Source organism: Mycobacterium sp. 1274761.0, from assembly GCF_001668615.1.
Taxonomy (GTDB): domain Bacteria; phylum Actinomycetota; class Actinomycetes; order Mycobacteriales; family Mycobacteriaceae; genus Mycobacterium.
This window is the reverse complement of sequence record NZ_LZMC01000112.1, coordinates 35,163-53,625: the sequence shown is the minus strand read 5'-3', so window position 1 is coordinate 53,625 and position 18,463 is coordinate 35,163. Positions and strand designations below refer to the sequence as shown.

Genomic DNA, 18,463 nt, shown 5'->3' with positions numbered 1-18,463 from the left:
TTCTGTCAGAGTCCCTGCGTAGTATTAGAACACCTGTTCGATACTTTGGGAGTGACGGTGCTCGACGTCGGAGATGTCCAGGACAGGCTGGCCGCCCTGCAGGCCGCGGTGGCCTGCCTTGCCGAGCTGTCGTGGGATCAGGCGCCGGCCGAGGCTGCCGATGCAGTGCTCGCCGGGGTGGAATCGGTGCAGCGGACGCTGTCGACGGTGGGCTATGGCGCTATCAACCGGCTGCGCAGCGATCCCGCCCTGGCCCGCGGCCGACGGCTGCGCGATCACCTGGCCAACTCCCTGCACTTGTCGGCCACCGAGGCCGGTCACCGAATCGCCTGCGCCGCCGACCTCGCCGGCGATCACCCGGCCCTGCTAGAGGCCGCCGCCGCGTCACGCTACGGGTTGATCGGCGCCGAACACGTACGCATCATCCGCGACACCATCGCCAAACTGCCCGACAACGCAGTAGAGGCCGACCGCGCCCGCTTCGACCTGGAACTCACCGGCATTGCCGTCGCCGAACGACCCGAAGTGCTGCGACGCCAAGCCGCCCTACTGCTGGCCGAGCACGACGCCACCCACGACGACCCCGTCACCCGCGCGCCGACGCGCTGCCCGAGCCGAACTCGTCCTGGGACCCCAGGACCCCGATGGCATGCGCCGCGGACGGTTCTGCCTGGACCCCGAGGCCGGCGCCTACCTGGAAATCCTGCTGGCCAAATTGGCCCGACCCGGCATGTGCAACGCCGACGACCCGTTGCCCGCCGTCGACGGTGACCCTGATCCCCTCGCCGCCGCCGGCGACACCCGCAGCACCGCCCGGCGCAACCACGACGCCCTCAAAGCCGCCATGCGTGCCCTGCTGGCCTCCGGCGAACTCGGCCTGCACCGCGGCCTCCCGGTCACCGCCATCATCACCATGACCCTCGACCAACTCGAAACGGCATCCGGGCTGGCCGTCACCGGCGGCGGATCAACTGTGCCGATGGAAGTCGCCATCGCCATGGCGGCCCACGCCCACCACTACCTCTACATCTACGACGAAAATTGCGGCCGACCCCTGTTTCTCGGCCGCAGCCAGCGGCTGGCCTCAGCCGACCAACGCATTGTGCTGCACGCCATCGACGCCGGCTGCACCGTCCCAGGCTGTGATCAATCGGCCTACTACTGCGAGGTCCACCATCTCCACGACTGGGCACTCGGCGGCACCACCGACATCGACCGGCTCACCCTCACCTGCCAAGACGGCAACCAATCCGCCGGCCCCAGCGATGAACAATGGCAAGCCCGCCGCCGCTACGACGAACAAACCCTCGGCCAGACCGTCTGGCACCCACCCAAATCCGTCGACCCAACCCGGCAACCCAGGACCAATTGGCTGCACCGACGACCCAAACGACCCAAACCGGAGCCGGACGCCGCGTGAGGAGTTAGACGGTGAAACCGAGTGCGCGCAGTTGCTCGCGGCCGTCTTCGGTGATCTTGTCCGGCCCCCACGGCGGATTCCACACCCAGTTGATCTTGATCTCGTTCACCAGCCCAGCGCCCACCAGCGCCTGCCGCGACTGATCCTCGATCACGTCGGTCAGCGGGCAGGCCGCCGATGTCAACGTCATGTCGATCAGGGCCACCTTGCCGGTGTCGGCCTCCTCGACGTTCAGGTCATAGACGAGGCCGAGGTCGACGACGTTGATGCCGAGCTCCGGGTCGACGACGTCGCGCATCGCCTCCTCGAGATCGGCGAGGAATTCCTCGTTAGGCACTGCGGTGTCGCTCATCTGGCGTCTCCTCACTGGCTTGCGCCACTGCTCCATTTGATGCGCTGGCCTCCGCCACCGCGGCCTTGAAAGCTGTCCAGCCCAGCAGCGCACATTTGATCCGCGCCGGATACTTGGCCACCCCGGCGAAGGCGATTCCGTCGCCGAGTACGTCCTCATCGCCCTCGACGTTTCCGCGGGACGAGATCATTTCGTTGAATGCCGCGACGGTCTTGAGCGCGTCGCCCACGGTCTGACCGATGACCAGGTCCGCGAGCACCGACGTCGCGGCCTGGCTGATCGAGCAGCCCTGCCCGTCATAGGACACGTCGACAACCTTCTCGCTGTCGTCGGACAGCGCGACCCGCAGCGTGACCTCGTCACCGCATGTCGGGTTGACGTGGTGCACCTCGGCGCCGAACGGCTCCCGCAGCCCGCGATGGTGCGGATGCTTGTAGTGGTCCAGGATCACCTCCTGGTACATCTGCTCCATTCTCACGGACGTCGCCTCAGTCCCTGCCGAAGAATTCGACTGCGCGCTGCACGCCTGCCACCAGCCGGTCGACCTCGTCGGGCGTGTTGTACACGGCGAACGAGGCGCGAGCCGTCGCCGCGATCCCGAACTTGCGGTGCAGCGGCCACGCGCAATGGTGTCCCACGCGGACCGCAACGCCTTCGTCGTCGAGGATCTGACCGACGTCGTGTGCGTGGATGCCGTCCACGACGAAGCTGACCGGCGAGCCGCGACCCGCCAAGGTCGTGGGGCCGACGATCCGGACACTAGGCACGGTGGCCAGACCCTCCAATGTGGCTCCAACCAGGTCGGCCTCGTGTGCTGCGACCGCCTCCATGCCGATGGCGCCCAGATATCGTGCTGCGGCGGCCAGTCCGACGACCTGCGACGTCATCGGCGTGCCGGCCTCGAACCGTTGCGGTGCGGGCGCGAACGTTGTCTCGTCCATCGTGACGGTTTCGATCATCGAACCGCCGGTGATGAACGGCGGCATCGCATCCAACAGCTCCTGGCGTCCGTACAGCACACCGATACCGTTGGGGCCCAACATCTTATGTCCTGAGAACGCGGCATAGTCGACGCCGAGGGCGTGGAAGTCGACAGCCTCATGCGGCACTGACTGGCAGGCGTCGAGAACGGTCAGCGCGCCGACTGCCTGCGCCCGGTCGACCAGCTGGGCCACCGGCGCAACGGCACCGGTGACATTGGAATGATGGCTAAACGCCACGACCTTGACGTGGGTGTCCAGCTCGAGCGAATCGAGGTCGATCCGCCCATCTGCGTCGACCGAATACCACTTCAGGGTCGCACCGGTGCGGCGGGCCAACTCCTGCCACGGCACCAGGTTGGCGTGATGTTCCAGCTCGGTGGTGACGATGACGTCGCCCGGACCGACCGCACGGTCAAACCGCTTGTCCCCCAACGTATACGCGACAAGGTTGATCGCCTCGGTGGCGTTCTTGGTGAACACCAACTCGGTCGCGTCGGCTCCGACGAAGGTGGCGATGTCGGCGCGGCCCATCTCGTAGGCGTCGGTGGACTCCTCCATCAGCTGATGCGCGCCGCGGTGCACCGCGCCGTTGGAGGTGACCAGGAAGTCGCGTTCGGCGTCGAGCACCTGCAGTGGACGCTGAGACGTCGCACCCGAATCGAGGTAGGCGAGCTGTTTGCCGCCGCGCATGACCCTCTTCAGGATCGGGAAGTCTGCCCGGATCCTGTCCAGGTCAAGCGGATTCACCGAGGTGGTCATACGATCACGCTCCCTCTCCGGCCTCCCCTACGACCCCTATGACGATGAAGCTGCCGCCTGCTGCTGGGTGAACCGCACGTAGCCGTTCTCTTCCAATTCGTCGGCCAACTCGGCTCCGCCCGACTCGACGATGCGGCCGTTGACGAAGACGTGCACGAACTGGGGCTGGATGTAGCGCAGGATGCGGGTGTAGTGCGTGATCAGCAGCACGCCGCCGTTCTCGGCTTCGGCGTAGCGGTTCACGCCCTCGCTGACGACGCGCAGTGCGTCGACGTCCAGACCCGAGTCGGTCTCGTCGAGAATCGCGATCTTCGGCTTCAGCAGCGACAGCTGCAGAATCTCGTGACGCTTCTTTTCGCCACCCGAGAAGCCTTCGTTGACACTGCGTTCGGAGAAGGAGGGTTCGATCTCGAGGTCTTCCATCGCGGACTTGACCTCTTTGACCCAGTGCCGCAGCTTCGGAGCCTCGCCCCGCACCGCCGTCGCGGCCGTGCGCAGGAAGTTCGACATCGAGACCCCCGGCACCTCGACGGGGTACTGCATCGCGAGGAACAAGCCGGCGCGGGCGCGCTCGTCGACCGTCATCTCCAGTACATCCTGGCCGTCGAGCGTGATAGAGCCCGAGGTGACCTTGTACTTCGGATGGCCCGCAATGGCATACGACAGCGTCGACTTGCCGGATCCGTTGGGGCCCATCAGAGCGTGGGTCTCTCCCGAGTTCACCGTCAGGTCGACACCCTTGAGGATCGGAATCTCTTCTGCGGCTTCGGTGGCTGCGACGCTGACGTGCAGGTCCCTGATTTCCAGTGTGGTCATTGTGTTCCTTGAAGGGTCTCGGTCAATTCGAGTTCGTGTTCGATGGCGTCGGTCAGCCGCTCGCGGACGGCGGGCACGGTGATCTTCTGGATGATCTCGCCGAAGAAGCCCCGCACGATGAGGCGACGGGCCTGGTCTTCCGGGATGCCGCGCGCCTGAAGGTAGAAAAGCTGCTCGTCATCGAATCGGCCGGTGGCACTGGCGTGTCCGGCCCCGGCGATCTCGCCGGTTTCGATCTCGAGGTTGGGCACCGAGTCGGCGCGCGCTCCGTCGGTGAGCACCAGATTGCGGTTGGTCTCAAAGGTGTCGGTGCCGGTTGCCGCCGCACGGATCAGCACGTCGCCGATCCACACCGTGTGCGTGTCCGGTCGCGAGGAATCCGGATCGCCTTGCAGCGCACCTTTGTACGTCACGTGCGATCGGCAGTTCGGCTCCGCGTGGTCGACCAGAAGCCGGGACTCGAAGTGCTGCCCGTCGTCGGCGAAATACAGCCCGAGCAGTTCGGCGTCACCGCCCGGCGCGCAGAAGCGGACCCGTCCCGTCATCCGCACGACGTCACCGCCGAGGGTGACCGCGGCGTGCCGAAACACCGCGTCCTTGCCGAGCGATGCGTGGTGCATGCTGACGTTGACCGTGTCATCGTCCCAGTCGGCGATCGACACCACCTTCAGCGTCGCCGCATCGCCGACGACGAATTCGATGTTGTCGGCGTAGGTTCCGCCACCGCGCTGGTCGATGACGACGATGGCCTCGCCGAGTTCTTCGACCCGCACCTGCAGGTGCCCGAAGGCCGTCACACCTGCGCCAGGCCCGGTCACGGCGATCTCGATCGGCGCCTCACAGGCGGCACCCTTGGCGACGGTGACGATGGTCGCGGTATCGAACGCTGAAAACGCCTGCGCGGCAATGCGGTCGGCGGGTGCACCGGCCTGGCCCAGCCGCTCGTCGCCTCGACCGACCGTCTCGGCGGTCACGCCGTCGCAGTTCGAAACCTCGATGCGCGCAGTTCCGGTAGCGGTCGCGGATCCGTCGTGCAGGCCCCGCAGCCGCTTCAGCGGCGTGAAGCGCCAGAGTTCGTCGCGGCCGCCAGGTACCTCGAAGGCGTCGACGTCAAAGGAAGTGAACAGCTCGCCCTTATTGGTGCCCTCGACGGCTGTTGTCAGGTTTTGAACCACTAGCCGACAGCACCTTCCATCTGCAGCTCGATCAGGCGGTTGAGCTCCAGGGCGTACTCCATCGGCAGTTCCTTGGCGATCGGCTCGACGAAGCCTCGCACCACCATCGCCATCGCCTCGTCTTCGCTGAGGCCGCGGCTCATCAGGTAGAACAGCTGGTCCTCGCTGACCTTGGAGACGGTGGCCTCGTGGCCCATCGTGACGTCGTCCTCGCGGATGTCGACGTAAGGGTAGGTGTCGCTGCGGCTGATCGTATCGACAAGCAGCGCATCACATTTCACGCTGGAGCGCGATCCGTGCGCACCCTTGTTGACCTGGACCAGGCCGCGGTAGGAGGCGCGACCACCGCCACGTGCCACCGACTTCGACACGATGTTGCTCGACGTGTTCGGCGCCAGGTGCAGCATCTTGGCGCCCGTGTCCTGGTGCTGACCCTCACCGGCGAACGCCACCGACAGCACCTCGCCCTTGGCGTGCTCACCGGTCATCCACACCGCGGGGTACTTCATCGTGACCTTCGACCCGATGTTGCCGTCGACCCACTCCATGGTGGCGCCGGCCTCGGCACGGGCCCGCTTGGTGACGAGGTTGTAGACGTTGTTCGACCAGTTCTGGATGGTCGTGTACCGGCAACGGCCGCCGGGCTTCACGATGATCTCGACGACTGCCGAGTGCAGCGAATCGCTCTTGTAGATGGGTGCTGTGCAGCCCTCGACGTAGTGCACGTAGGCGCCCTCGTCGACGATGATCAGCGTCCGCTCGAACTGGCCCATATTCTCGGTGTTGATCCGGAAGTAGGCCTGTAGCGGGATGTCGACGTGCACGCCCGGCGGCACGTAGATGAACGAACCCCCCGACCACACAGCGGTATTCAGCGCGGAGAACTTGTTGTCGCCGGCGGGGATCACCGTGCCGAAGTACTGCTTGAACAGCTCCGGATGCTCGCGCAGGCCGGAGTCGGTATCCAGGAAGATGACGCCCTGGCTCTCGAGGTCTTCGCGGATCTGGTGATAGACGACTTCGGACTCGTACTGGGCCGCCACGCCTGCGACCAGGCGCTGCTTTTCGGCTTCGGGGATGCCGAGCTTGTCGTAGGTGTTGCGGATGTCCTCGGGCAGATCCTCCCAGGAGGCGGCCTGCTTCTCCGTCGAGCGCACGAAGTACTTGATGTTGTCGAAGTCGATGCCTTCTAAGTTCGAGCCCCAGTTCGGCATCGGCTTCTTGGTGAAGGTGCGAAGAGCCCTCAGCCGGCTCTCGAGCATCCACTCCGGCTCGTTCTTCTTGGCGGAGATGTCGCGGACCACCGCTTCGGAGAGACCACGCTGCGCGCTGGCGCCGGCTTCGTCGGAATCGGCCCAGCCATAGCCGTACCGACCCAGCGACTCAATGGTCTGATCCTGGGTCAGGACTTCGGGCGTGGTCGTCATGTCGACGCTCCTTGCGTGCTCGTGGCGGCTTCGGCGCGCCGGGCTGTGCGCCGAATTCTTGGCATGTCGAGAGGCACGTGCGTCGTGCACGCACAGTCTCCGTTGACGATCGTGGCGAGGCGTTGCACGTGGGTGCCGAGCACCTCGGCGAAGGCTTCCCGTTCGGCCTCGCACAGCTCCGGGAATTCCTCGGCGACGTGCGACACCGGGCAGTGATGCTGGCACAGCTCAATGCCGTGGATGGGACCGCTCACCTGGGTGGTGGTAGCGGCGTAGCCAGCCTCGGTCAGCGCACCTGCGACGCGATCGACAGTGGATTCAACGTCATCGGATCCCTCGGTTACTCCCGACAGGATGGTGTCGATGCGGCGACGCGCGAAGGTCCGCACGGCGTCGTCGCCGCCGATTTCGCGCAGCTGCCGCATGGCCGCAGCGGCCAGGTCGTCATAGGCATGGCCCATCTTCGCGCGCCCTGCGGCGGTCAGCCGGTAGCGGCGGGCGGGCCTGCCTCGGCCGTTGTGCTGCCAGGTGGCGGCCGCGCTGGACTGGGCTTCACCGGCCTCCAGCAGCGCGTCGAGGTGCCTGCGTACGCCCGCGGCGGAGATGCCGAGGCGTTCGCCGATCTCACCTGCGGTGATGGGTCCGGATTCCAGCAGAAGCTGGACGATTGCGCCACGGGTGTGGCGATCGCTGGCTTCCGGACCGAATTTCACAACACTATTGTGACGGAATTAAGAAAGCGGGTAAAGCAAGGCCACCCTTATGTGGGCAACGTCCTACGGCCAGCGATTCGGCCGAAGCGCTCAGATTTGTACGGTTTTCCGGGCCGGATTCTGTACAGGGATGAGCGCTCGCGCTCGGCAAGCCTTGGCGAGAGTCCTACCATCAGCACGTGAGCGAGCAGAACCGGCGCATTGTCCTGGCCCAACGTCCCTCGGGACTCGTGGACGCCGACACGACCCGGCTGGAGACCGAGCAGGTGCCCGAGCTGAGCGACGGCGAAGCCCTGGTCAGGGTCCGATACCTGTCCATCGACCCGACGATCCGCACCTGGATGGACGACGTTCCGAGCTACCTGCCGCCGATCCAGATCGGCGAGGTCATCCGCAGCGGCGGCGTCGGCGAGGTCGTCGTGAGCCGCACCGACGCCTACCAACCGGGGCAGTTGGTGTTCGGCATGACGGGCTGGCAGGACTACGTGATCATCGACGCGGGCGCACAGGCGATGCAGGTGCTGCCGGAGGGCGTGTCGCCCGGTCTCGCCATCGGGATCCTCGGCGTCACAGGCATGACGGCCTACTTCGGAATGACCGACGTCGGACAGGTGAAGGACGGCGACGTCGTGGTGGTCTCCGGCGCGGCCGGGGCCACCGGTTCGGCCGCGGGCCAGATCGCCAAGATCAAGGGCGCCAAGAAGGTCGTCGGCATCGCCGGCGGACCGGAGAAGTGCCGCTACATCGTCGACGAACTCGGCTTCGACGAGGCGATCGACTACAAGAACGAGAACGTCGCCGCGCGGCTGCGCGAAGCCTGCCCCGGCGGCGTCGACCTGTATTTCGACAACGTCGGCGGGTCGATCCTCAACGACTGCCTGGCGAACCTCGCGATGCGCGGCCGAGTCGTGTTGTGCGGTGCCATCTCGACCTACACCAGCGACGCGCCGCCGCCGGGGCCCAGCAATTATCTCAACCTCCTGGTGCGCCGCGGACGTATGGAGGGCTTCATCATCCTCGACTACCTCGACCGGTTCCCCGCCGCGCAAACCGAGATGGCTGGCTGGATCGCCGAGGGCAAAATCAAGTCCGCCGAGCACGTCATCGAGGGCCTCGAGCAGGCGCCGGACGCGCTGAACCTGTTGTTCAGCGGCGGCAACACCGGCAAGCTGATCGTCGCGCTGTAGACCGTTACGCTGCAGTAATGGCTTCACGCCGATGGTCCCTGTCCACGTCGATCGCCGGCTGGCACGGCGATGAACGGACCGTCGGGTCGCCACTCAACGACGACGAGCTGATCGCGCTGCGGCGCACCCGGCTCTTCGGCGCGACGGGCACCGTGTTGATGGCCATCGGCGCGCTGGGCGTCGGGGCGCGTCCGGTCGTGCAGGATCCGACGTTCGGGGTGCGCCTGCTGAACCTGCCGTCGCGAATTCAGACCGTCTCGCTGACGATGACGACCACGGGCGCTGTGATGATGGCGCTGGCGTGGCTGATGCTCGGACGTTTCGCGCTCGGCGAGCGACGGATGACCCGCAGCCAACTCGACCGCCTGCTGCTGCTGTGGGTGCTCCCGCTGCTGATCGCGCCGCCGATGTACAGCCGCGACGTGTATTCCTATCTCGCGCAAAGCCAGATCGCGGTCAACGGCCTCGACCCCTACAAGGTCGGGCCGGCCACCGGCCTGGGCCTCGACCATGTGTTCACGCTGTCGGTGCCGACGATGTGGCGCGAGACGCCCGCGCCCTACGGTCCGCTATTTCTGTGGATCGGTCGGGGCATATCGGCCCTTACCGGCGAGAACATCGTGTTCGCCGTGCTGTGCCACCGGCTGGTGGTGCTGCTCGGTGTCGGGCTCATCGTGTGGGCGGTGCCGCGGCTCGCGCGCCGCTGCGGTGTGGCCGAGGTCAGCGCCCTATGGCTGGGCGCGGCCAACCCGCTGCTGCTGATGCATTTGGTGGCCGGCATCCACAACGAGTCGCTGATGCTCGGGTTGATGCTGGCGGGCACCGAATTCGCGTTGCGCGGCGTGTACGCCGACACCCCGCTGCTGCCTCGACCCCTGGCGTGGCCGCAGAGCCGCGGCGACTGGGTGCGGTGGCGACCAATGGCCATGCTGGTCTTCGGCGTCGTGCTGATCACGCTGTCCTCCCAGGTGAAGCTGCCGGGGTTGCTCGCTGTCGGGTTCGTCGCAATGGCCCTGGCTTGCCGGTGGGGCGGCACGTTCAAGGCATTCCTCATCGCGGGCGGATCGCTGGCGGCGGTGTCGGTCGCCGTGATGGCGATCATCGGCTGGGCCAGCGGACTCGGCTTCGGCTGGCTGTTCACGCTCGGCACCGCCAACGTGGTGCGTAGCTGGATGTCGCTGCCGACGCTGTTGGCGCTGGGCACCGGGCAGGTCGGCATCCTGCTCGGGCTCGGCGATCACACCACCGCCGTGCTGGGCCTGACCCGCGCCATCGGCGTCATCACCATCGCCGTCATCGTGACGTGGCTGTTGATGGCGGTGTTGCGAGGTCGTCTGCATCCGGTCGGCGGGCTCGGCGTAGCGCTCGGCATGACCGTGCTGCTCTTCCCCGTCGTCCAGCCGTGGTACCTGCTGTGGGCGGTCATCCCGCTGGCCGCATGGGCCACCAGGCGGTCGTTCCGCACCGCGACCATCGTCGTGACGTTCATCGTCGGAGTGTTCGGGCCTACCGCCAACGGCGACCGGTTCACCGTGTTCCAGATCCTGCTGGCGACCGCGGCCAGCACCGTGATCGTGGCCCTGCTCATCGCGATCACCGCTCAGCGGTTGCCGTGGCGCAAACTGCCGAACCTGGCCTTGGACCCCGACACCGCCCCGACCGCCGGGTCCGCCCCGGTGACGGCTTCGCTACCGCAGACACCGGCGGCCAAGGCTGACGCCTACGCTGAATCCCCGTGACCCGCGATCCTGTTCCCGTGCGCCTGCGCGGCGTGCGCAAGCGCTACGGATCGACGACCGCGGTCTCCGACCTCCACCTCGAGGTGCAGTCGGCCGAGGTGCTGGCGCTGCTCGGACCCAACGGCGCGGGCAAGACGACCACCGTCGAGATGTGCGAGGGCTTCATCAAACCCGACGCGGGCACGATCGAAATCCTCGGGCTCAACCCGATCACCGACAACGCGCGCCTGCGCGAACGCATCGGGGTCATGCTGCAGGGCGGCGGCGCGTATCCGGCCGCGCAGGCCGGCGAGATGCTCAACCTGGTCGCCTCCTACAGCGCCAATCCCCTTGACCCGCAATGGCTGATGGCGACCCTGGGCCTGACAGAGGCGGCGAAGACGACGTACCGGCGGCTGTCCGGGGGCCAGCAGCAGCGCCTGGCACTGGCATGTGCGGTGGTCGGCCGCCCCGAACTGGTGTTCCTCGACGAGCCCACCGCGGGCATGGATGCGCACGCGCGAATCGTGGTGTGGGAGTTGATCAATGCCCTGCGCACCGACGGCGTGACCGTCGTGTTGACCACCCATCAGCTGTCCGAGGCCGAGGAGCTGGCCGACCACCTGGTGATCATCGATCACGGGGTCGCGGTGGCCAGCGGGACACCCGCCGAGTTGATGCGCAGCGGCGCGGAGAACCAGCTGCGGTTCAAGGCCCCGCGGATGCTCGACCTGTCGCTGCTCGCCTCGGCGCTGCCCGAAAGCTATCGGGCGACCGAGACCGCGCCCGGTGAATACCTCGTGGAGGGACACATCGATCCGCAGGTGCTCGCGACAGTGACGGCATGGTGCGCGAGGCTCGACGTACTGGCCACCGACATGCGGGTGGAGCAGCGCAGCCTGGAGGACGTGTTCCTGGACCTGACCGGACGGGAACTGAGGTCATGACGACGAACCGCTTCGCTCCGGGCACCTTCACCCCCGACCCGCGTCCAGCAACGGTGCCGACGATGCTGGCTGCACAGTTCGCGCTCGAGCTGAAGCTGTTATTGCGCAACGGCGAACAGCTGCTGCTCACCCTGTTCATCCCGATCACACTGCTGATCGGGATGACGCTGCTCCCCTTCGGATCGTTCGGGTCCAACCGGGCAGCGACGTTCGTGCCCGCAATCATGTCGTTGGCGGTGATCTCGACGGCGTTCACCGGGCAGGCCATCGCGGTCGCCTTCGACCGCCGTTACGGCGCGCTCAAGCGGATCGGCGCGACGGCCCTGCCCGTATGGGGCATCATCGCGGGCAAGTCGCTGGCCGTCGTCACCGTGGTGTTCCTGCAATCAATAGTGTTGGGCGGCATTGGCATTGCGTTGGGCTGGCGGCCGAACATCCTGGGACTGGTGCTGGGGGCGGTGATCATCGCGCTCGGCACGGCGGGCTTCACGGCAATGGGGTTGTTGCTCGGTGGGACGCTGCGCGCCGAGATCGTGCTGGCCGTCGCCAACCTCCTGTGGTTCGTCTTCGCCGGGCTCGGGGCGCTGACCCTCGAAGGTCAGGCGGTCCCGGAGGCCGTGCAGTGGGCCGCGCGGCTCACACCGTCGGGTGCGCTGACCGAGGCTCTGACGCAGGCCATGTCGTTGTCGGTCGACTGGTTCGGCATCGCCGTGCTCGCCGCGTGGGGCGCAGTGTCGGCGTTGTGCGCGCTGCGCTGGTTCCGCTTCACCTGAGCCCCCCGCCCTACTACGAGCTGTAGTTGGGATCCTCTACGATCGGGCCGTGGCCGTCGGACGATTTCTGATGCGCTGGGTGGACGTTCTGCCGCTGCCGAGCGTGCGTGCCCAGCGGCTCATCGCCGCCGCGGTCATCCTGACCCAGGGAGGCATCGCGGTGACGGGCGCAATCGTCCGGGTCACCGCGTCCGGCCTCGGCTGCCCTACATGGCCCCAGTGCTTCCCGGGCAGTTTCGTCCCGGTGCCGCACGCCGAAGTGGCGGGCATCCACCAGGCCGTCGAGTTCGGCAACCGAATGATCACCTTCCTCGTCGTGCTGACCGCGGCGCTGGCCGTGCTGGCGGTCACCCGCGCCCGCCGCCGCCGCGAGGTCCTCGTCTACGCCTGGCTCATGCCGGCGTCGACGGTGATGCAGGCAATCATCGGCGGCATCACGGTACGGACGGGCCTGCTGTGGTGGACCGTGGCCGTCCACCTGCTGGTGTCGATGGCGATGGTGTGGCTGGCCGTGCTGCTCTATGTGAAGATCGGCCAACCCGACGACGGACACACTGCCCCCCTGGTGCCAAAGCCGTTGCGGCAGTTGACCGTTGCGACCGCCGTTGTGCTGGCCGCGCAGCTGGTATCCGGGACGCTGGTGACGGCGGCGGGGCCACACGCAGGCGACAAGAGCATCGAGGCTCCCGTTCCGCGGTTACAGATCGAGATCGTCACCCTGGTGGAAGTACACGCCACGATTCTGCTGGTGTATCTGGCACTCCTGCTCGGCCTGGGTGTCGCGCTGCGCAAGATCAGAGCTGACCGATCCATCATCAGGCGGCTGGTCGTTCTGCTGATTCTGGTCGCCGCGCAGGCCCTGGTCGGCCGTGTCCAGTACGCGATCGGTGTCCCTGCCGCGCTGGTGGCGATCCACGTCGCGGGGGCCGCCGCCAGCACGGCAGCGACCGCGGCGCTATGGGCGTCGATGCGACAGCGGACCGAGGCCGAGCCGGTCCAGGGCTGACTCGACGCCGACGGCGAATTTGCGCTGCTGCAGATCGCGGGCGGTGCGGTCCAGCTGACGCCAACCCAGTGACGGCTCGACCAATTCCAGTTCGAGCAGGAGCGGGTTGTCCGGACCGCCGATGACATCGACGCGCGCGTACAGCAGGTCGGTGGCGCTGATATTCACGCGTGCGGCCGCCGCGTCCAGCGCGGCGTGGCCGATGTCCCAGAGTTCGAAATCGGGGTCGGCGGGGGTCAGCGTCTCCTCGGCGTAGGTGCCCGAAGGGTCGAACACCGGCCGTTGACCGGCAGGCGGCAGCACCGGACCTTTCGTGAAGGCATGCGACTGTTCCCCGCTGAGAAACACCAACGCCGTTTCGCCGTCCTCGACCCTGCGGTCATAGGGCTGCACGAGAACCGTGCGTCCCTCGTTGTGCAGCGCCGCTGCATGCTCGCGGGCCGATTGCGCATCGGTGAAGCGTTGTGCCCCAACTGATCCGACACCGACGGCGGGTTTGACGACCACTTCCCCCTTCGGCAGCCGCAGCCGTTCGCCCGGTGCGAAGAACTGACTCGACACCGTCGGCACACCGGCCTCAGCGAGGTCGGCGAGGTAGCGCTTGTCGGTGTTCCACGCGACAACCGCCGGTGGGTTCAGCAGGTGAGCGACCCGATTGCTCCACGCCAGGAACTCGTCCAGCCGGTCGATGTAATCCCACGTCGCACGGAGGATGACGAGGTCGGCGCGCAGCGTCTCCGGGTCGTCCCACGACAGCCAGCGGGCATGCAGGCCGCGCTGGCGCAGGGCCGCGACGAGCTCGTCGTCGTCGCCGTCACCCTCGGGCAATGCGGGGCAGGCGGCCAGCACTATCCGCGGATGGCGGATGTCGGGGCGAGCAAGTTTCATCTCGTAGGGATGATAGACACCATGCACGCCATCGAAGTCGCCGAAACGGGCGGACCAGAAGTCCTGCGATACGTCGAGAAGCCCACCCCCGAGCCGGGGCCCGGCGAGGTGCTGATCAAAGCCGAAGCGATCGGCATCAACTTCATCGACACCTATTTCCGGTCGGGTCTCTACCAGCGCAAGCTGCCGTTCATCCTCGGCCTCGAGGTGTGCGGCACGGTCGAGGCCGTCGGTGACGATGTGGCCGCACTCGGTGTCGGCAACCGCGTGGTGACCGCACAAGCCAACGGCTCGTACGCCGAATACTGCACGGCCCCAGCCGATTTCTGCGCCTATGTGCCCGAGGGTGTGAACCCGGACGTGGCGGCGGCGTCGCTGCTCAAGGGCATGACCGCGCACTATCTGATCAAGTCGGTCTACCCGGTGCAGCAGGGCGACAGCGTGCTCGTGCACGCGGGCGCCGGTGGCGTCGGCCTCATCCTCACGCAGTGGGCGACCAGCCAGGCGGTGCGTGTGATCACCACGGTGTCGACGCCGGAGAAGGCCGAGCTGAGCCGGCAAGCCGGCGCCGTGCATGTCCTCGACTATCCCGAGGATCCGGTCGAATTCGGCGCCACCATCAAGGACCTCACCGACGGCGGCGTCGCGGCGGTGTACGACGGCGTGGGCGCGGCCACGTTCGACGCCAGCCTCGCCAGCCTGGCGGTCAGGGGCACACTGGCGCTGTTCGGCGCCTCCAGCGGGCCCGTCGCGGCGTTCGACCCTCAGCGACTCAACGCGGCGGGGTCGGTGTTCCTGACCCGGCCGACGCTGGCGCATTACACGCGCACGGCCGACGAATTCTCATGGCGGGCAGGCGAATTGCTGGATGCCATCGCCTCGGGCACGATCAGCGTGACGGTCAGCGAGCACTATCGCCTTCAAGATGTGGAGCGTGCGCACCGCGATCTGCAGGGACGCAAGACCGTCGGCTCGATCGTGCTGGTGCCCTAGAGACAGCCTGCATTGTGAATCTGACGACGACTTCGGGCAATCTGCGTCGTCAGATTCACAAATGACGCCTTACAGGCTGAACAGCGTCGGCAGGTTGAGTGCCGAATCGACGGCCAATGCGCAGAACACGACGGCCAGATAGTTGTTGGACTGCAGGAACAGTCGCAGCGGTTTGACGGGCTCTCCCCGTCGCACCCCGGCATAGAGCTGATGGGCCATTGCCAGGAACCAGGTGCCCGCGACGAGCGCCACCGACGCGTACAGCCAGGCAGTCGCCAGCGCCAGCACCAGCGTGGCCGCCACCGTCAGCCAGGTGTAGACCAGGATCTGCTTGGTGACCTGCCGCTCGGTCGCCACGACAGGCAGCATCGGCACGCCCGCGGCCTCGTAGTCGTCCTTGTAGCGCATGGCCAGTGCCCAGGTGTGCGGCGGCGTCCAGAAGAAGATGATCAGGAACATCACCAGCGCGGGCCAGCCGATCGAGCCGGTCACCGCGGACCAGCCGATCATCACCGGCATGCAGCCGGCAGCCCCGCCCCACACCACGTTCTGCGACGTCCGCCGCTTCAACAGCAGCGTGTAGACCAGCACGTAGAACGCGATCGTGGCGCCGGCCAGGTGCGCCGAGAGCATGTTCGTCGTCCACCACAGCCAGAAGAACGACGCAACCGACAGCGCCAGCCCGAAGATCAGCGCGTGGCTGCGGGGCACGCTGTCACGGGCCAGCGGGCGCCGCTCGGTGCGCTTCATCTTCTTGTCGATGTCGGCGTCGGCGACGCAGTTCAACGCGTTGGCACCGGCGGCCGCCAGCAGGCCGCCGACCAGGGTGTTGAAAATCAGCAGCGGATTCACAGTTCCGCGGCCGGCCAACAACATCGCAGGGATGGTGGTGACCAGGAGAAGCTCGATGACGCGCGGTTTGGTCAGCGCGAGGTAGCCGAGAAGCGTGCTGCGCGTTCGGCTGGCCACCCCGTCCATCAGGTGGCCTTCGCGAATGCTCACAGGCGGTAACTCCTCACAGGCGCGCCACGAGCGCGGCGTCTACTACAGACGATGGTAGACCGCGGGACGCCCAGGAACCTAGCTGGGTCGATTCGGTAAATGAACAGCTTATGACGCGCTTACAGATCACTATGCTGCCTGCGGCGATTGCGGCCACCGCACTAGGGTATGGGGTGTACCAGGCTTGCCGATCGTCAGGAGTCAACTGGTGACAACCGTTGAAGAGATTTCCGCCCTTACCCGCCCCAACCACCCGGACGACTGGACCGATATCGATTCGTTGGCCGTCGATACCGTTCGTGTACTGGCGGCGGATGCGGTGCAGAAGGTCGGCAACGGGCACCCGGGCACGGCGATGAGCCTGGCACCGCTGGCCTACACGCTGTTTCAGCGCCAGATGCGTCATGACCCCAGCGACGTGCACTGGCTGGGCCGTGACCGGTTCGTGCTGTCCTGCGGGCATTCCAGCCTGACCCTGTACATCCAGCTCTACCTGGGCGGATTCGGTCTGGAACTGTCTGATATCGAATCGCTGCGCACCTGGAAATCGAAGACACCGGGCCACCCGGAGTTCCGTCACACCAAGGGCGTGGAGATCACCACCGGTCCGCTGGGCCAGGGCCTGGCCTCGGCGGTCGGCATGGCGATGGCGTCGCGTTACGAGCGCGGCTTGTTCGACCCCGACACCCCGTGGGGCGAGAGCCCGTTCGACCACTACATCTACGTCATCGCCTCCGACGGTGACATGGAGGAGGGCGTCACCAGCGAGGCGTCGTCGCTGGCGGGCACGCAGCAGCTCGGCAACCTGATCGTGTTCTACGACAAGAACCAGATCTCGATCGAACACGACACCAACATCGCGCTGTCGGAGGACGTCGCCGCTCGCTACCGGGCTTACGGCTGGCACGTGCAGGAGGTGGAGGGCGGCGAGAACGTCGTCGGCATAGAAGAAGCAGTGCAGGCCGCAAAAGCCGTCACCGACAAACCGTCGTTCATCGCTTTGCGGACGATCATCGGCTATCCCGCGCCGACGAAGATGAACACCGGCGGCGTGCATGGCTCGGCGCTCGGCGACGAGGAGGTCGCCGCCACCAAGCGCGTCCTCGGCTTCGACCCGGACAAGACGTTCGAGGTGCGCGACGAAGTCATCGAGCACACCCGCAAGCTGGTCGGCCGCGGCCAGGAGGCGCACGAGAAGTGGCAGCCGCAGTTCGACGCGTGGGCCGAGCGGGAGCCGGAGCGCAAAAAGCTGCTCGATCGGCTGCTGGCGCAGGAAATGCCGGATGGGTGGGACGCCGATCTGACGTACTGGGAGCCGGGCTCCAAGGCGGTGGCGACCCGCGCAGCCTTCGGGCAGGTGCTCAATGACGTGGCGCCGAAGCTGCCCGAATTGTGGGGCGGCTCAGCCGATTTGGCCGGCAGTAACAACACCACGATAAAGGGCGTGAAATCGTTCGGTCCGCCGTCGATCTCGACGGAGGACTTCTCGGCCGACTGGTACGGCCGGGTGCTGCACTTCGGCATCCGCGAACACGCCATGGGCTCGATCCTGTCCGGCATCGTGCTGCACGGGCCCACCCGCGCGTTCGGCGGCACGTTCCTGCAGTTCTCCGATTACATGCGGCCCGCGGTGCGGTTGGCATCCCTGATGGACATCGACACCATCTACATCTGGACTCACGACTCGATCGGTCTCGGCGAGGACGGTCCCACCCATCAGCCGATCGAGCATCTCGCGGCGCTGCGGGCGATTCCGAACCTGTCGGTGGTTCGCCCCGGTGACCCGAACGAGACCGCGTATGCATGGCGCAGCATCCTGGCGCGTGGCAATGGCAGCGGCCCGGTCGGTTTCATCCTGACCCGCCAAGGGATTCCGGTGCTCGAAGGTACTGACAGCGAGGGCGTCGCCAAGGGTGGCTATGTGCTGGGCGGCGGAAAACCCGCCGATGACGCAGACGTGATCATCATCGCGACGGGCTCGGAGCTTCAGCTGGCGGTCGAAGCGCGTAAGCAGCTGGCGGAGAAGGACATCGTCGCCTACGTGGTGTCCATGCCGTGCGTCGAATGGTTCGAAAGCCAGCCCAAGGAGTACCGCGACAGCGTGCTGCCGCCCGAGGTGTCGGCGCGCGTCGCCGTGGAGGCCGCAGTCGCCCAGAGTTGGTACAAGCTCGTCGGCGATACCGGCGAAATCGTCTCGATCGAGCACTACGGCGAATCGGCGGACGACAAGACCCTGTTCCGCGAGTTCGGGTTCACCCCCGAGGCCGTCGTGGCGGCCGCGGAACGATCACTGGACAACTAGAG

The 18,463-nt window shown here is 66.7% G+C and carries 16 protein-coding genes and 1 pseudogene; 8 read left to right on the top strand and 9 right to left on the bottom strand.

All coding sequences use genetic code 11. The annotated features are described in order from the left end of the window. Positions 1-51 precede the first annotated feature (51 nt). Positions 52-1,420: pseudogene (locus A5651_RS26485) on the top strand (DUF222 domain-containing protein). 4 nt (positions 1,421-1,424) lie between these two features. On the opposite strand, the gene A5651_RS24040 reads toward A5651_RS26485, so the two are convergent. Genes A5651_RS24040 through A5651_RS24010 form a run of 7 tightly spaced genes read right to left on the bottom strand, consistent with a single transcriptional unit; the run spans position 1,425 to position 7,645 of the window. Continuing rightward, on the bottom strand, positions 1,425-1,772 hold the full coding sequence (locus A5651_RS24040) for a metal-sulfur cluster assembly factor (protein WP_066987165.1): 348 nt from the start codon (positions 1,770-1,772) through the stop codon (positions 1,425-1,427). Then, a complete protein-coding gene (gene sufU, locus A5651_RS24035; protein WP_369804000.1) occupies positions 1,750-2,244 on the bottom strand; it encodes a Fe-S cluster assembly sulfur transfer protein SufU in 495 nt (164 codons plus the stop codon). The genes A5651_RS24040 and sufU overlap by 23 nt, the downstream gene beginning before the upstream one ends. Positions 2,245-2,260: 16 nt before the next feature. Beyond that, a complete protein-coding gene (locus tag A5651_RS24030) occupies positions 2,261-3,514 on the bottom strand; it encodes a cysteine desulfurase (protein WP_066987159.1) in 1,254 nt (417 codons plus the stop codon). A 36-nt stretch (positions 3,515-3,550) separates the two neighbouring features. Next, entirely contained in the window at positions 3,551-4,330 is a 780-nt protein-coding gene (gene sufC, locus A5651_RS24025) for a Fe-S cluster assembly ATPase SufC (RefSeq protein ID WP_066987156.1), read from the bottom strand. Continuing rightward, a complete protein-coding gene (gene sufD, locus A5651_RS24020; RefSeq protein ID WP_066987153.1) occupies positions 4,327-5,505 on the bottom strand; it encodes a Fe-S cluster assembly protein SufD in 1,179 nt (392 codons plus the stop codon). The genes sufC and sufD overlap by 4 nt, the downstream gene beginning before the upstream one ends. Beyond that, a complete protein-coding gene (sufB, locus tag A5651_RS24015) occupies positions 5,505-6,932 on the bottom strand; it encodes a Fe-S cluster assembly protein SufB (RefSeq protein ID WP_066987150.1) in 1,428 nt (475 codons plus the stop codon). The genes sufD and sufB overlap by 1 nt, the downstream gene beginning before the upstream one ends. Continuing rightward, on the bottom strand, positions 6,929-7,645 hold the full coding sequence (locus A5651_RS24010; protein WP_066987147.1) for a metalloregulator ArsR/SmtB family transcription factor: 717 nt from the start codon (positions 7,643-7,645) through the stop codon (positions 6,929-6,931). The genes sufB and A5651_RS24010 overlap by 4 nt, the downstream gene beginning before the upstream one ends. 179 nt (positions 7,646-7,824) lie before the next feature. On the opposite strand from A5651_RS24010, the gene A5651_RS24005 reads away from it, so the two are divergent. Genes A5651_RS24005 through A5651_RS23985 form a run of 5 tightly spaced genes read left to right on the top strand, consistent with a single transcriptional unit; the run spans position 7,825 to position 13,276 of the window. Continuing rightward, complete coding sequence (locus A5651_RS24005) at positions 7,825-8,832, top strand: NADP-dependent oxidoreductase (protein ID WP_066987144.1); 1,008 nt, start codon at positions 7,825-7,827, stop codon at positions 8,830-8,832. Between the two features lie 17 nt (positions 8,833-8,849). Then, on the top strand, positions 8,850-10,571 hold the full coding sequence (mptB, locus tag A5651_RS24000; protein ID WP_066987141.1) for a polyprenol phosphomannose-dependent alpha 1,6 mannosyltransferase MptB: 1,722 nt from the start codon (positions 8,850-8,852) through the stop codon (positions 10,569-10,571). Next, complete coding sequence (locus A5651_RS23995; RefSeq protein ID WP_066987138.1) at positions 10,568-11,497, top strand: ABC transporter ATP-binding protein; 930 nt, start codon at positions 10,568-10,570, stop codon at positions 11,495-11,497. The genes mptB and A5651_RS23995 overlap by 4 nt, the downstream gene beginning before the upstream one ends. Then, positions 11,494-12,270, top strand: a complete 777-nt coding sequence (locus A5651_RS23990; RefSeq protein ID WP_066987135.1) for an ABC transporter permease — start codon at positions 11,494-11,496, stop codon at positions 12,268-12,270. Before A5651_RS23995 ends, A5651_RS23990 begins: the two co-directional genes overlap by 4 nt. Positions 12,271-12,319: 49 nt before the next feature. Next, positions 12,320-13,276 carry a heme A synthase gene (locus tag A5651_RS23985; protein WP_066987132.1) on the top strand — a complete coding sequence of 319 codons (957 nt, stop codon included), beginning with the start codon at positions 12,320-12,322 and terminating at the stop codon, positions 13,274-13,276. On the opposite strand, the gene A5651_RS23980 is transcribed toward A5651_RS23985, so the two are convergent. Further along, positions 13,226-14,164, bottom strand: a complete 939-nt coding sequence (locus tag A5651_RS23980; protein ID WP_066987299.1) for a RimK family alpha-L-glutamate ligase — start codon at positions 14,162-14,164, stop codon at positions 13,226-13,228. The genes A5651_RS23985 and A5651_RS23980 overlap by 51 nt on opposite strands. 21 nt (positions 14,165-14,185) lie before the next feature. On the opposite strand from A5651_RS23980, the gene A5651_RS23975 reads away from it, so the two are divergent. Then, on the top strand, positions 14,186-15,157 hold the full coding sequence (locus A5651_RS23975) for a quinone oxidoreductase (RefSeq protein WP_066987129.1): 972 nt from the start codon (positions 14,186-14,188) through the stop codon (positions 15,155-15,157). Between the two features lie 69 nt (positions 15,158-15,226). Here A5651_RS23975 and A5651_RS23970 read toward each other — a convergent pair whose 3' ends face one another. After that, positions 15,227-16,135 (bottom strand): heme o synthase, encoded by a 909-nt coding sequence (locus tag A5651_RS23970; RefSeq protein ID WP_197496750.1) that lies wholly within the window; start codon positions 16,133-16,135, stop codon positions 15,227-15,229. Positions 16,136-16,367: 232 nt separating this feature from the next. Between A5651_RS23970 and tkt the strand changes: the two genes are divergently transcribed. Continuing rightward, the gene (gene tkt / locus A5651_RS23965; protein ID WP_066987124.1) at positions 16,368-18,461 is read left to right on the top strand and encodes a transketolase; all 2,094 of its coding nucleotides are present in this window, start codon (positions 16,368-16,370) and stop codon (positions 18,459-18,461) included. The last annotated feature ends 2 nt before the right edge of the window (positions 18,462-18,463 follow it).